This window comes from Rhodoferax sp. GW821-FHT07G04, assembly GCF_059418585.1.
In genome coordinates this window covers 1154604-1167055 of sequence record NZ_JBWKQD010000001.1, presented here as the reverse complement: position 1 = coordinate 1167055, position 12452 = coordinate 1154604, and the positions used below count along the sequence as shown (strand labels likewise).

At 63.2% G+C, this 12452-nt stretch carries 11 protein-coding genes; 8 read left to right on the top strand and 3 right to left on the bottom strand.

Annotation, left to right across the window (positions count from 1 at the left end; translation table 11 throughout):
- The first annotated feature begins 37 nt into the window (after window positions 1-37).
- Window positions 38-265 carry a SlyX family protein gene (locus AC07OO_RS05380; protein WP_495081022.1) on the top strand — a complete coding sequence of 76 codons (228 nt, stop codon included), beginning with the start codon at window positions 38-40 and terminating at the stop codon, window positions 263-265.
- A gap of 92 nt (window positions 266-357) precedes the next feature.
- Here AC07OO_RS05380 and AC07OO_RS05375 read toward each other — a convergent pair whose 3' ends face one another.
- A complete protein-coding gene (locus AC07OO_RS05375; RefSeq protein WP_495081021.1) occupies window positions 358-699 on the bottom strand; it encodes a hypothetical protein in 342 nt (113 codons plus the stop codon).
- Between the two features lie 126 nt (window positions 700-825).
- A complete protein-coding gene (locus AC07OO_RS05370; protein WP_495081020.1) occupies window positions 826-1503 on the bottom strand; it encodes a glycine zipper 2TM domain-containing protein in 678 nt (225 codons plus the stop codon).
- Window positions 1504-1649: 146 nt separating this feature from the next.
- Here AC07OO_RS05370 and AC07OO_RS05365 point away from each other — a divergent pair, with 146 nt between their 5' ends.
- From AC07OO_RS05365 to AC07OO_RS05345, 5 genes are all read left to right on the top strand, one after another.
- Window positions 1650-2669, top strand: coding sequence for an ABC transporter substrate-binding protein (locus AC07OO_RS05365; protein ID WP_495081019.1), 1020 nt, complete (start codon window positions 1650-1652; stop codon window positions 2667-2669).
- Window positions 2670-2676: 7 nt separating this feature from the next.
- Complete coding sequence (locus AC07OO_RS05360) at window positions 2677-3912, top strand: GGDEF domain-containing protein (protein ID WP_495081018.1); 1236 nt, start codon at window positions 2677-2679, stop codon at window positions 3910-3912.
- A 45-nt stretch (window positions 3913-3957) separates the two neighbouring features.
- On the top strand, window positions 3958-7218 hold the full coding sequence (locus AC07OO_RS05355) for an error-prone DNA polymerase (protein ID WP_495081017.1): 3261 nt from the start codon (window positions 3958-3960) through the stop codon (window positions 7216-7218).
- A gap of 78 nt (window positions 7219-7296) precedes the next feature.
- Entirely contained in the window at window positions 7297-8940 is a 1644-nt protein-coding gene (locus AC07OO_RS05350; RefSeq protein ID WP_495081016.1) for a wax ester/triacylglycerol synthase family O-acyltransferase, read from the top strand.
- A gap of 79 nt (window positions 8941-9019) precedes the next feature.
- Complete coding sequence (locus AC07OO_RS05345; protein WP_495081015.1) at window positions 9020-9751, top strand: esterase/lipase family protein; 732 nt, start codon at window positions 9020-9022, stop codon at window positions 9749-9751.
- Between the two features lie 119 nt (window positions 9752-9870).
- On the opposite strand, the gene AC07OO_RS05340 is transcribed toward AC07OO_RS05345, so the two are convergent.
- Complete coding sequence (locus AC07OO_RS05340; protein ID WP_495081014.1) at window positions 9871-10503, bottom strand: LysE family translocator; 633 nt, start codon at window positions 10501-10503, stop codon at window positions 9871-9873.
- Between the two features lie 100 nt (window positions 10504-10603).
- Between AC07OO_RS05340 and AC07OO_RS05335 the strand changes: the two genes are divergently transcribed.
- Together AC07OO_RS05335 and AC07OO_RS05330 are read left to right on the top strand one after the other, a co-directional pair.
- Window positions 10604-11554, top strand: coding sequence for a helix-turn-helix transcriptional regulator (locus AC07OO_RS05335; protein WP_495081013.1), 951 nt, complete (start codon window positions 10604-10606; stop codon window positions 11552-11554).
- Between the two features lie 34 nt (window positions 11555-11588).
- On the top strand, window positions 11589-12434 hold the full coding sequence (locus AC07OO_RS05330) for a helix-turn-helix transcriptional regulator (protein WP_495081012.1): 846 nt from the start codon (window positions 11589-11591) through the stop codon (window positions 12432-12434).
- Window positions 12435-12452 lie beyond the last annotated feature (18 nt).

The window sequence follows — 12452 nt, the reverse complement described above, 5'->3', positions numbered from 1 at the left end:
CGGCGAAGTCGGCGTCCACTTGGTGTCCAATAGCACCATGGACCAAGCCCCCGACGACGACACCACCGACCAGCGCCTGACCGAGCTGGAGATCAAGGCCAGCTTTGCCGAAGACCTGCTGGACCAGTTGAATCAGGTCATCGTGCGCCAGCAGCAGGAAATTGATTGGCTGATGCGTGAAGTGCGCCAGTTGCATCAGCAGATGCCCGAGCACGCGGCGTCCAACCCGGGCCAGGCTGGTCACGAGTTGCCGCCCCACTATTGAGCGAGCCGCGCTGCGCGGCACAGGCACCCCTGATGCAAAAACCCGCGCCGTGGGAACGGAGCGGGGTTTTTAATGAGGCTTGTGGCGAGGGCTTATTGGGCCGGCTTGGGTGCGCTGGCCTTGCGGGCTGCGGCCCGTGCAGCCTTGGCGGCGGCGCGGTCCTTGCGGGCCTGGGCCTTGTCGGCCTTCAATTGCGCGCGGTCGGCCTTTAGGGTCTCTGCGGATGCATTGGCGGCTTTGTCACTGGCCAATTTTTCCTTGTCGGCTTTGACTGCGGCCTTGTCGGCAGCCAGCGCCGAGGATTTGGCGGCGGGGGCAGCGGCAGCCGATGCGGCGGCTGTGGGTGCCGCTGCTGGCGCGGCGGTCTGGGCGAAAGCGCCTACCGAAAACAGGCCGGCGATGAGGGCGGTAGCGGTCAGGGTTTTGTAGTGCATGGCGTGCCTTTCAGAAGAAGCAGAGAGTTGATACCCCTGCACAACGACACCGCCAAACCGGTAGTTGACGACGTCTCTGCACCCGGCGTGTAAAAGACTGTAAAGCGAAACGGTAGCCAGCCGGGTTTACATGCGGGCGATGGTGCTGCCCGTGTTCTTCACACGGTCCCCCACCTGGAAGCCGGGGTCGTTGGTGAAGTCAAAGCTCGCCTTGCTTTCGTTGGCATAGACCACGGTGACGGTCCAGACCTTGTGGGTCTTGATCTTCTCTTCGATGACCTTGCCGGCATAGGCGCCGCCCGCGGCGCCGGCCAGCGTGGCCAGGTCTTTGCCAAAGCCGCCGCCTACCTGGTTGCCCAATACCGCACCCAGCGCGCCACCAGCGATCACGCCCACGGCGCTGTATTCACCGGCCTTCTCGGTGACAGCAATGGACAGCACGCGGCCGCAGTCGGTGCAAGCAGGTGCGGCAGGGGCCGCCGGTGCAGTGGGCGCCGCTACCGCTGCGTGCGCAGCAGGTGTGGGTGTTGCGCCAGCCTTGGCTTTGGCCGCGGCCAGTGCCTGGTCGTATTCGGCCTTGGCGTCGCGTCGGCATTGCAGGCGGGCATTGGACGTGGTCTCGTCGTTGCATAGCTTCTTGTCGGATTCATAGCGGGCCTGCGCGGCTTTGGTATCGGCCGTGAGTTGGGAGTTGGCAGGGGTAGCTGCCCAGGCGCTGCCGGCCTGCAAGGCCAGTGCCAAAGCGAGGCCCAGAGCGCGGGTGTAGGTGTTCATGGTCTGGCGCAAGCGGTGGGAAGGAGTCATGGCGGCTTTCCTGTCTGTATGGGGGAGAGTCGCACTATAGGCGAGCAGGCCCCATTTGTCATTGCGCAAAGGCTACAGCGGCGTAAGATGGACGCAGCCCTGTCCAGTAGGGGCAGGTAAAAGCACAAACGCCCCTCCACATGACGATGAAAGAGGTCCCTATGGCGGCTTGGATGATGTGGCGCAGAGCGCTGTGTGACGCAGGGCTGGCATTGGTCTTGGTGGTGCAGGCCTTCCAGCCAGCATATGCTGCGGACCCGCGCGTGGTGCGCATCGGCGTGACCAAGATCGTGTCCCACGCGGCGCTGGATGCGGATGAGAAAGGCTTTGAAGCCGCCCTGGCCAGTGCCGGCTTCAAGGAGGGCGTCAACATCCACTACGACCGCCAGAATGCCCAGGGCGACCTTGCCAAGGCCACGGCCATCGCCCGCAAGTTTGAGGGCGACAAGGTCGACCTGGTACACAGCATCGCCACACCCACCAGCCAGGCCGTGGTGAAGGTGATGGAGAAAATCCCGGTGGTGTTTTCCTCCATCAGCGACCCCGTGGATGCCGGCGTGGTGCCCAAGGACAGCGCGCCGGGTAAGAAGACCGGCAGCAATATAACCGGTGTCAGCGACATGTGGCCGGTGCTGCTGCAGATGGAGACCTATGCCAAGTTCGTGCCCAAGGCCAAGAAGTGGGGCACGATCTACAACCCGGCCGAAGCCAATTCGGTGACCCACATCAAGGCCATGCGCACGGCTGCCCAATCCTTGGGGTTGGAGCTGGTCGAGGTACACGTGGCCAGCAGTGCCGATGTGGAGCAGGCTGCCAACTCGCTGGTGGGCAAGGTGCAGGCCATCACCATCACATCCGACAACACCACGGTGGCCCAACTGGATGCCATTGCCCGGGTCTGCGACAAGAACCGCATCGCGCTGTTTGCGGGCGACGTGGACAGCGTGCCGCGCGGCGCCGTGGCGGCCTATGGCATGGACTATTTCCTGGTGGGCTATTCGGCCGGCAAGAAGGCCGCGTTGGTGCTCAAGGGCGTCAAGCCCGGTGACATTCCCTGGGGGCCGGTGGAGAAATTCAGCCTGGTCATCAACCTGAAAGCGGCACGCGCGCAGGGCGTCAGCGTGCCGGCAGACCTGCTGAAGAAGGCGGACAAGGTGTTGGAGTAGCGCGTTGATGCGGTCCACGACCAATATGTATGTCGCGGTGGTGGTCCTGGTGTTGACCATGGGCGTGGGCTCCTACGTAGACATGCAGGACGATGTGCTGCACGCCCGCCACCTGGAGATCAACACCGGCCTGGAGCGGATGGTGCGCCTCAACCAGGAGCTGACCAGCATGCTGGTGATCTCGGTGTTGGAGCAAAACACGCTGCGCACCGCCAGCTATGACACCGTCAATGCGGACCTGGAGGCCACGCTCAAGACCGTCAGCGAGCAGACCCGGCTGCAAAACCTGTCGGAAGAGGTGTCGGCCCTGATCGAAGACCACCGCAAGCTGCATGTCACCGAAGAGGCTGCCCTGAAGCTGATGCGGCAGGAGCGTTGGAAAGAGGCTCGTCAGTCGTTGTTTGACGACTCCTATGTGCTGGCCAAAAAAATCTACGAGATCAATACCGAGACGGCCGTAGGTGCCCTGACCGGTGAGTTGGCCCGCACCGATGCCTACTTCGACCACCTGCGTCTGCTGGCGCAGGCTATGCGTATTGGCGCTCTGCTCTTGCTGCTGTGGGTCGGCGCCATGTTCTCGCGCCGGCTGCGCCAGGATGTAGCCGAGCAGGCCCGCTTGCGGGAGGAGATTGCCGCGTCCAACCGCGAGCTGGAGGACAAGGTGCACCAGCGCACCGCCGAACTGGAGGCCGCCAACCGCCAGTTGCAGGCCTTGAGTGCCACCGATGGACTGACCGGCCTGGCCAACCGCCGCAGCTTTGACCAGGAGTGGGAGGCCGAATGGCAGCGCGCCAGCCGCCGGGGTCTGCCGCTGGCCATCGCCATGTTGGATGTGGACCAGTTCAAGTCTTACAACGACCACTACGGGCACCAGGCAGGGGACGTATGCCTCAAGATGCTGGCCCAGACCCTGGGCCATTCCGTGCAGCGCTCCGGCGAACTGGTGGCCCGCTATGGCGGCGAAGAGTTCGTGGTGGTGCTGCCGGGTCTGAATGGCGCAGAAGCCTACGCCGCCATGGAGCGCATACGTGCGGCCGTGCAATCCCTGGGCATGCCCCACGCCAAGGCCACGGTGGCGGGCGTGGTCACCATCAGTATCGGCGTCGCATCCTGTGTACCCAAGCAGGGGCAAAGCTCCGCCAGCCTGGTGCAAGCCGCCGATGCGGCCATGTACCAGGCCAAAAATCAGGGCCGCAACAAGGTGATCTTGGCGCCGGACGTGGGTAGCACGCCAGCGATTTGACAAGCTAAGGCGGGCGACTATACTGTATAAATATACAGCATATCAATGGAATCCCCCGCCTCCCCGCCGGGCTATGCCGAGCTGCATTGCCTCTCGAATTTCAGCTTCCAGCGTGGCGCGTCCCAACCCGAAGAACTGGTGGAGCGCGCCGCAGCTCTGAGCTACCACGCACTGGCCATTACCGACGAATGCTCGGTGGCCGGCGTGGTGCGGGCGCATGCGCAGCTGAAGGCGATGAAGGCGGAGGCGAAGGAGAAAGGGGGGCAGGAGCCCACGCTCAAGCTGCTGCTGGGTGCCGAGTTTGTCGTGCCCTTGCACACCGCTTCTGCCAAGGCGGGGTCCGCTGCAGCCCCAGCCAGCTTCACTGCAGTCGTGCTGGCGCGCAACCTGCAAGGCTGGGGCAATCTGTGCGCCTTTATCAGTGCGGCCCGTTGCTCCGCTCCCAAAGGGCAGTACCAAGTGGGTTGGCATGGCGCGAAGAACCAGGCCTTGTGGGCCAGTCTGCTGGATTGCGAAGTGCTACTGCTGTTTTCGGGCGCTATCAATATGGAAGCGGCATATGCAATATCGACGAGGGCTAGCGCCCTGTTTTCCTCAAGCGTCTGGCTGGCGGCGGAGTTGCGCCTGGGAATGGACGACGCCTTGCAGCGTGCGCGTTTGCAGCAACTGGCGCACTGCACGGGCCTGCCCCTGGTGGCCACGGGCGGCGTGCGCATGCACGTGCGCTCACGCAAACCGCTGCACGATGTGCTGACGGCCGTGGGCCTGGGCCGGCCGGTGACCGAGTGCGGCTTTGCCCTGCAGGCCAATGCCGAGCGTCACCTGCGGTCGCGGGCACGGCTGGCGGCGCTCTACCCGGCGGAGTGGCTGGCCAATACTTTGTTGGTTGCCGACAAGTGCGCATTCAGTTTGGAAGAGCTGCGCTACCACTACCCGCTGGAGGCCGTGCTGCCAGGCCAGACACCGGCACAGACCCTGCGTCACTACACCGAAGCCGGTGCCTTGGAGCGGTATCCGCAAGGCATGCCCACGGACATCCGTGAGCGCGTAGAGGCGGAGCTATCGCTGATTGCCGAACTGCGATTTGAAATGTATTTTTTGACGGTGCATGACATCGTGCGATTTGCGCGTAGCCAGGATATCCTGTGCCAGGGGCGTGGCTCGGCGGCCAATTCGGTGGTGTGTTACTGCCTGCATATCACCGAGGCCAATCCTGAGGAGACTTCGCTGCTGTTCGAACGCTTTATCAGCCGCGAGCGCAATGAGCCACCGGATATCGATGTGGACTTCGAACACCAGAGGCGCGAAGAGGTCATCCAGTACATCTATGCCAAGTATGGCCGCGAGCGCTCCGCCATTGCCGCCACCGTTATCAGCTACCGCCCGCGCAGCGCGTTGCGCGATGTGGGGCATGCGCTGGGGATTCCCGCTGCGCTGATCACGGAGCTGGCCAAGGAGCATCCCGGCATGTACAACCGTGAGGTGCTGGTGGAGCGCCTGCAAGACGCCGTAGGCAGCCTGGGCCCGGACTGTGCGCCGCCGCCCGTGGAGCACTTGGAGTTATGGATGTCGCTGGCTATCCAGTTGCAGAAGTTTCCGCGCCACCTGAGCCAGCATGTGGGTGGTTTTGTGCTGACCCAGGGGCCGCTGACCCGTCTGGTGCCGGTGGAAAACGCGGCCATGCCAGACCGCTCCATCATCCAGTGGGACAAGGACGACCTGGATGCCGTTGGTCTGATGAAAGTCGACGTACTGGCCCTGGGCATGCTGAGTGCCATCCGCCGCTGCCTGGAACTGGTCACACTGAAGCGAGGGTTGCCAAAGCCCCTGCGCATGCAGGACATTCCGCGCGACGACGATCCAACCTACGACATGATCTGTAACGCCGATACGGTGGGCGTGTTCCAGATCGAAAGCCGGGCGCAGATGAGCATGTTGCCGCGGCTGCGGCCCCGCGACTACTACGACTTGGTGGTGGAAGTGGCCATCGTACGGCCGGGGCCTATACAGGGCGGCATGGTCCATCCTTATCTGAAGGCGCGCAAGGACCGCGATAACGTCAAGTACCCCAGCGATGCCTTGAAGGATGCGTTGAAGCGCACCCTGGGCGTGCCCATCTTCCAGGAGCAGGTGATGCAGATCGCCGTGCTGGCCGCCGGCTTCACGCCCGGCGAGGCCGATGCCTTGCGCCGCTCCATGGCGGCCTGGAAGCGCTCAGGCGGGGTTCACAAGTTCCACGACCGTTTTGTCCAAGGTATGCTGAAGAACGGCTATGCAGAGGACTTTGCCGAGGCCATCTTCAAGCAAATGGAAGGCTTTGGTGAATATGGCTTCCCCGAGAGCCATGCCGCCAGCTTTGCCCTCCTGGTCTACATCAGTTGTTACCTCAAGTGGCATGAGCCCGCCTGCTTTTTGGCCGCTATGCTCAATAGCCAGCCGCTGGGCTTTTACGGCCCCTCGCAACTGGTGCAGGATGCGAAGCGCCACAAGATTGAAGTGCGCCCCGCTGACGTGTCGCACAGCGACTGGGATTGCACGCTGGAAAGCAGGGGCGCTGCTCCCCGCTGCGAGCCCGTACCCGGGGAGCAACCCGCCGTCCGCCTAGGCCTGCGCCTGGTCAGCGGCCTGAAGAAGGATGTCGGCGAACGCATTGCCACCGAGCGTGCCACGGCCCCCTTTGCGAACACCCAGGATCTGGCCCTGCGCTGCGCTTTGAACGAGATTGACCTCAAGGCCCTGGCCAGCGCCGATGCCCTGTTGTCCCTGTCCGGCCACCGCCGCCAGCAGGTGTGGGATGCCTCGGCCCTGAAGCCCGCACCCGCGCTGCTGCAGGGCGTGCCTATCGATGAAGACGAACTTTTGCTACCGGCCGCCGAAGAGGGCGAAGAAGTGGTGTTTGATTACGCTGCCCTGGGCCTGTCGTTGCGCAGGCATCCGTTGGCACTGATGCGCGAAGAGTTGACGCAAAAGCGATTGCTGACTGCCGCCCACATGGCCACGTTGCCGCACGGCCGCCTGGTGCGCGCCTGCGGCCTGGTCACCATGCGCCAGCGTCCCCAGACCGCCAAGGGTGTGATCTTCATGACGTTGGAGGACGAAACCGGCAGCGTCAATGTCATCGTGTGGCGTGCGATCAAGGAGCGCTTTCGACACGAGGTCTACCGCTCGCGCCTGCTGGCGGTGTATGGCGTATGGCAGCGCGACGAAGAGAGCGGTGGCCAGGTGCGCCATGTGATTGCCAAGCGGCTGGTGGACATGACGCCGCGTTTGGGCGAGCTGGTCACGACCAGCAGAGATTTCCATTGATGATGAACTACGCGCACAAACCCTAGTGGCGCCCCAGCCAGGGGGCAGTTACTCTTGTCACAAGGAGAATCACTGCCCATGAAAACCCTGAGCGGCCTGGACGCCACCTTTCTCTACCTGGAGACGCCGGAGATGCCCATGCATGTGGGCTCCATGGTTGTCTATGAATTGCCCGATGGCTTCAAGGGCAGTTTCTACCAGGCTGTGCATGACCATCTTGCCAAGCGCATCCATCTGGCGCCCATCTTCACGCGCAAGCTGGCCTTCATGCCGTTTGACCTGGGCCATCCCCTGTGGGTGGAGGACGACAAGTTTGACCTGCACTTTCACTTGCGCCAGGTACCGGGTACCGCGCTCACCATGCGGCAGATGGAGGCAAGCTGTGCACGCCTGCATGGGCAACTGATAGACCGGGAACACCCGCTGTGGGAGTTCTATGTCTTTGACAACATCAAGTCCGCCGATGGCAAGCGCCTGGTGGGCTTGTACTCCAAGATCCACCACGCTGGGCTCGATGGCAAGGGCGGCACCGTACTGGCCAATGCCATGCTCGACCTGGGGCCGGTGCCGCGCGAGGTGGCGCCACCCGACCCTGCGCGCAAGGGCCGCACGCGGGCTGATCTGAAGATCGGCGAAATGATAGGCGCGGCGTTCTCGAACACGCTGGCGCAATACGCCAAGATCGCGCGGTCCCTGCCTGAGACCGCGTCCAGCCTACGCAGTGCCATTGGCGACCAATCGTTTGCAGCCCCCGGGGCCAAGGGCCTGGCCCGGCTCAAGCCCAAGGCCCCCATGTCTTTGGCGCCCAAGACCCCTTTCAACGTGGCCATCACACGCCACCGCACATTTGCCACCGTCAGCGTGCCCTTTGCGGAGTGCCGCAGCATGGCCAAGGCCGTAGGCGGTACCTTCAATGACATCGTGTTGTGGATGTGTTCGACTGCGCTGCGCAGCTACTTGCAACAGCACGCCAGCGTGCCCAAGAAGCCGCTGATTGCGGCCATGCCGGTGAGCTTGCGTGAGGAAAGCAACAAGGAGATGAACAACCAAGCCTCCATGTCGCTGGTCGACCTGGGCTCGCACATTGCCAACCCGGTCAAGCGATTGCAGGCCATCATGGCGTCCACCGCCAAGGTCAAGACTGCCTTGGCCAACTTGAAGAGTGTGCTGCCGACCAATTACCCGGGCTTGTTGGCGCCCTTGCTGGTGGGAGGGGTCGCCAAGATTGCCTTCAAAACGGTGTCGATCGGTGGCATTGTGGAGCGCCTGCCGGCTGTGGCCAACGTGGCCATCAGCAATGTGCCGGGGCCTCCGGTACCGTTGTACCTGGCCGGTGCACGCATGAAGACCTTTTACCCGGTCAGCATCATCACGCACGGCTTGGCGCTGAACATCACGATCCAGACCTATGCTGGCAGCGTGGACTTTGGCCTGATTGGGGACAAGCAGGCGGTCCCGGCGATCCATGACCTGACCGATGCCTTGCAGGCCGCATTTGAGCAGGGCAAGGAGTTGTTCGCGTTGCCCGTGCCGGTTCCCACCGCAAAAGAGCCGCCACCCTCGGTAGTAACCCGTACAGCCAAGACGCAGAAAGTCTCCAAAGCGACAGCTAGCAAGAGGCCTGCCTCTAATGTTGCTGCCAAACGCAGGCCCTCTGCGGCAAAAACTGCTACTGTTGTCTCCACCACAACAGCAGCACGGAAGAAGGCCAAGCTGGCCTGACCTTTTTTACGAGATGGCAACTGAGACTAGACACACCGAGCGTTCTTCTTCCCACCCTCCGGCCCCCAGTGCATTGCTGATGGCCATGGAACTCCGGGCGCCCTGGGAGTTCGGCGCGCTGATTCCGGCTTGGCCCATGCTGCAGTGTGCGCCCGCTGGCGACGGGCATTCTGTGATTGTGTTCCCCGGTTTGTCGGCCAGCGATACCTCCACCTTGCCGTTGCGCGGCTACCTGCAAGGCCTGGGTTACGACGTGGCGGGTTGGAACCAGAGCCACAACTTCGGCCCTCGCGCCGGTGTGCTGCAAGAGGCGCGGCGCCAGGTGCGTGCGGCTTTCGAAGCCAGCGGCCGTAAAGTCAGCCTGATCGGCTGGAGTCTGGGCGGCGTATACGCCCGTGAGCTGGCCAAGGAACTGCCGGAGTGCGTGCGCAGCGTGATCACGCTGGGTACACCGTTCTCAGGTTCGCACAAGAGCACCAATGCCTGGCGCGTCTACGAACTCACGAGCGGGCGCAAGGTTGAGCATGAAACCGAACTGTTCGACCTGCCCACGGCACCCCCCGTGCCTACGACCTCCATCTACACGCGTACCGATGGCGTGGTGGCCTGGCAGGCCAGCCTGCAGGCGCCCAGCAAGGCCAATCCGCACACCGAGAACATCGAGGTTTATGCCAGCCACATTGGCTTAGGCTTGAACCCGACGGCCTGGTGGGCGGTGGCTGATCGTTTGGCACAGGCGGAGGGGCAGTGGAAGCCTTTCGAGCGCAAGGGTGGGCTGCAAGGGGTTGTGTTTCCCGATCCTTCTCGTTGAAAACCCTGCTAGCTGACTGCCCTGGCGGAGTTTGGGCGGCAGAGCGTTCTGCTCCGTGTCCTCCGCCCGCTACGCGGGCTCCCCCTTTACCTGCGCAGAACGCTCTACCGCCCAAACTCTTAGCGGGATGTCCAGGCTTGCGTGGCGGTCAGTAGGGCGCACACCATCAGCATGGAGCCCATGGCGCGCGCCATCAGGCTTTGGCGTGTTTGCAAGAAACTGCGAGACCTGAGGGCTAACAGGGCAACAGCACCATAGACCGCTATCTGAGTACCAACGGTGATAAGACACATGGCCAGCGTCTGTGCCACCAAAGATCGTGTATCGGCGCGAACAAACGCTGGGAACAGCGCAAACGTAAAAGCATAGGCCTTGGGATTGAGCAGGCACGTGGTCACGGCGCGGCGGTAGATGGTGGCACCCGACAGCGGTGGCGGCGCTACATCGTTCGGTGTGGGCGCTGCAGAAGCATCGGCGCTGCGGTAAATGCCCCAACCCACCCACAGCAGGTAGACGGTGCCCAGCAACAGCATGCCGCGCGACAGGTGGGGGAATAACACCATCAGTGCTGCTATGCCGGTGGCGCCTGCCACCACATGGACAGCCCCGCCGGTGGCAATGCCCAGCACCGAGCTGACGGCGCCGGGCCGCCCGGCGCTGAGGCTGCTGGCCATGACATAGGCCATGTCCATGCCGGGCAGCAGGATGACGGCGAGTACCGCCAAAAAGTAGAGCCAGAGATCGGGTGCCATGGTGTGTGCCTTTGTGTCGTGGGTAGCTGGTTGCTGAATGCCTGCAGTCTAGGATTGATATAGGTCGATATCTGTCCTATATCGGGCGTACCATTCGCATATGGAAAAGCCCTTGCAACGCGTGCTGGCCGCGCTCGAACTGCTGCAATCCCACGCCAGCCTCAGTGGCGCCCAGTTGGCCGAGCTGGTTGGCGTGGACCGGCGCACGGTGCGCCGCTACATCGTTGAGCTGGAGAACTTTGGCGTGCCCATTCGCAGCACGCGCGGGCGCGATGGCCACTACGCGCTGATGCCGGGATACAAGTTGCCGCCCATGATGTTCAACAATGACGAAACGCTGGCGCTGTCGGTGGGCCTGCGTGTGGCGCGCGATCTGGGCTTGAGCGACATGACGCCGGCCGTGGCCAGCGCACAGGCCAAGCTGGACCGCGTGATGCCCAAGATGCTGAAACGCAAGATTGGCGATTTGAATGCGGTCGTCTCACTGGACTTGTTGCCGCCGCAGGCGCAAAGCGGCAGTGAATTCTTTGCCCAGATCACCCAATGCGCCAGCGCCGCACAAACCATCGCATTGACCTACTGCGCGCTCGACGGCTCGGTGACCGTGCGCGAGGTCGATCCCTACGGCTTGGGCTACCTGTATGGCGCCTGGTATGTGGTGGGTTACTGCCACCTGCGCCGCGGCCTGCGCTCCTTTCGCCTGGATCGGGTGCAGGGTGTGCAGGCCTGTCCCAAGTCCTTTGGCATGCCGGCGGATTTTCGCGTGCTCGACTATCTGCGCGAATCCATCGCCGCGCTGCAGCGCACGCACAGCATCGTCGTGCATTTCGTGCAGGCCGACATGGCCGCGGTGCGCAGGGCCATTCCGTCCAGCATCGGCAAGCTCACGCAGGAGCGGGGGCGCATCCGGCTGGATGCGCAGGCCGATGATCTGGACTGGTTCGCGCGCGAACTGGCGCGCTTGCATCTGGACTTTGACATCGTCAAACCCAAAGCGTTGAACTCCGCCGTGCGCCAGCATGCCCAGCACCTGCTGTCGCGGCTGGGCTGACGGGCGAACCACTTCTTCCTATACTGCATCGACCATGCCCCGTACCCAAACCCTGTCCACCGGACCGGTGACTGCCGTCGAGTATGTGTGTGATGCGACGCCCGCCGACGCGCCCTATACCGAGCTGCATGCCGGCTGGTCCATTTCCTATGTGCGCCGCGGCAGTTTTGGCTGCCATACGCGCGGGCGGCAGCATGAGCTGGTGCCCGGCTCCTTGTTGATTGGCCAGCCCGGCGACGAATACCTTTGCACACACGACCACCACATTTGCGGCGATGAATGCCTGGCCTTCTTTTTGGCCCCCGAGTTGGCGGATGAGTTGACAGGTAAGGCAGATGCCTGGCAATCCGGTGCCATGCCGGCCCTGCCCGAATTGGTCGTGTTGGGTGAGATGGCGCAGGCCGCGGTGCTGGGGCGCAATGCTTTAGGGTTTGACGAGATTGGCCTGGCGCTGGCGGCCCGCTTTGTGCAGGTGCTGGGCGCAAACCGACGCGCATCCCCTTCTGTCGCGGCGGCAGACAGGCGGCGCGCAGTCGAATCCGCTACCTGGATCGATGCGCATGCGGCAGACGCCATCGACCTGCAAAGTCTGGCTATACGCGCAGGCCTGAGCCCCTTTCACTTTCTGCGCGTGTTCTCCGCCGTATTGGGGGTCACACCACACCAATACCTGATCCGTTGCCGCCTGCGCGAGGCCGCGCGCCTGCTGCACCACCCCGAGATCCCGATCACCGAGATTGCCTACACGGTGGGCTTTGGCGACCTGTCCAACTTTGTACGCAGCTTTGGCCGTGCGGCCGGCACCTCGCCCGGCGGCTACCGCCAAGCGGCCCAAGGCGACCGCAATTTTTTCCAAGCGCGCATCGCACGCGCTGTCTAGCATGGACTCCTTCATCAA

What these genes read in the sequence shown, in the direction of transcription:
- AC07OO_RS05380 (WP_495081022.1), top strand. Translation starts at nt 38, where the DNA reads ATGGACCAAGCCCCCGACGACGACACCACCGACCAGCGCCTGACCGAG.
- AC07OO_RS05375 (WP_495081021.1), bottom strand. Translation starts at nt 699, where the DNA reads ATGCACTACAAAACCCTGACCGCTACCGCCCTCATCGCCGGCCTGTTT.
- AC07OO_RS05370 (WP_495081020.1), bottom strand. Translation starts at nt 1,503, where the DNA reads ATGACTCCTTCCCACCGCTTGCGCCAGACCATGAACACCTACACCCGC.
- AC07OO_RS05365 (WP_495081019.1), top strand. Translation starts at nt 1,650, where the DNA reads ATGAAAGAGGTCCCTATGGCGGCTTGGATGATGTGGCGCAGAGCGCTG.
- AC07OO_RS05360 (WP_495081018.1), top strand. Translation starts at nt 2,677, where the DNA reads ATGCGGTCCACGACCAATATGTATGTCGCGGTGGTGGTCCTGGTGTTG.
- AC07OO_RS05355 (WP_495081017.1), top strand. Translation starts at nt 3,958, where the DNA reads ATGGAATCCCCCGCCTCCCCGCCGGGCTATGCCGAGCTGCATTGCCTC.
- AC07OO_RS05350 (WP_495081016.1), top strand. Translation starts at nt 7,297, where the DNA reads ATGAAAACCCTGAGCGGCCTGGACGCCACCTTTCTCTACCTGGAGACG.
- AC07OO_RS05345 (WP_495081015.1), top strand. Translation starts at nt 9,020, where the DNA reads ATGGCCATGGAACTCCGGGCGCCCTGGGAGTTCGGCGCGCTGATTCCG.
- AC07OO_RS05340 (WP_495081014.1), bottom strand. Translation starts at nt 10,503, where the DNA reads ATGGCACCCGATCTCTGGCTCTACTTTTTGGCGGTACTCGCCGTCATC.
- AC07OO_RS05335 (WP_495081013.1), top strand. Translation starts at nt 10,604, where the DNA reads ATGGAAAAGCCCTTGCAACGCGTGCTGGCCGCGCTCGAACTGCTGCAA.
- AC07OO_RS05330 (WP_495081012.1), top strand. Translation starts at nt 11,589, where the DNA reads ATGCCCCGTACCCAAACCCTGTCCACCGGACCGGTGACTGCCGTCGAG.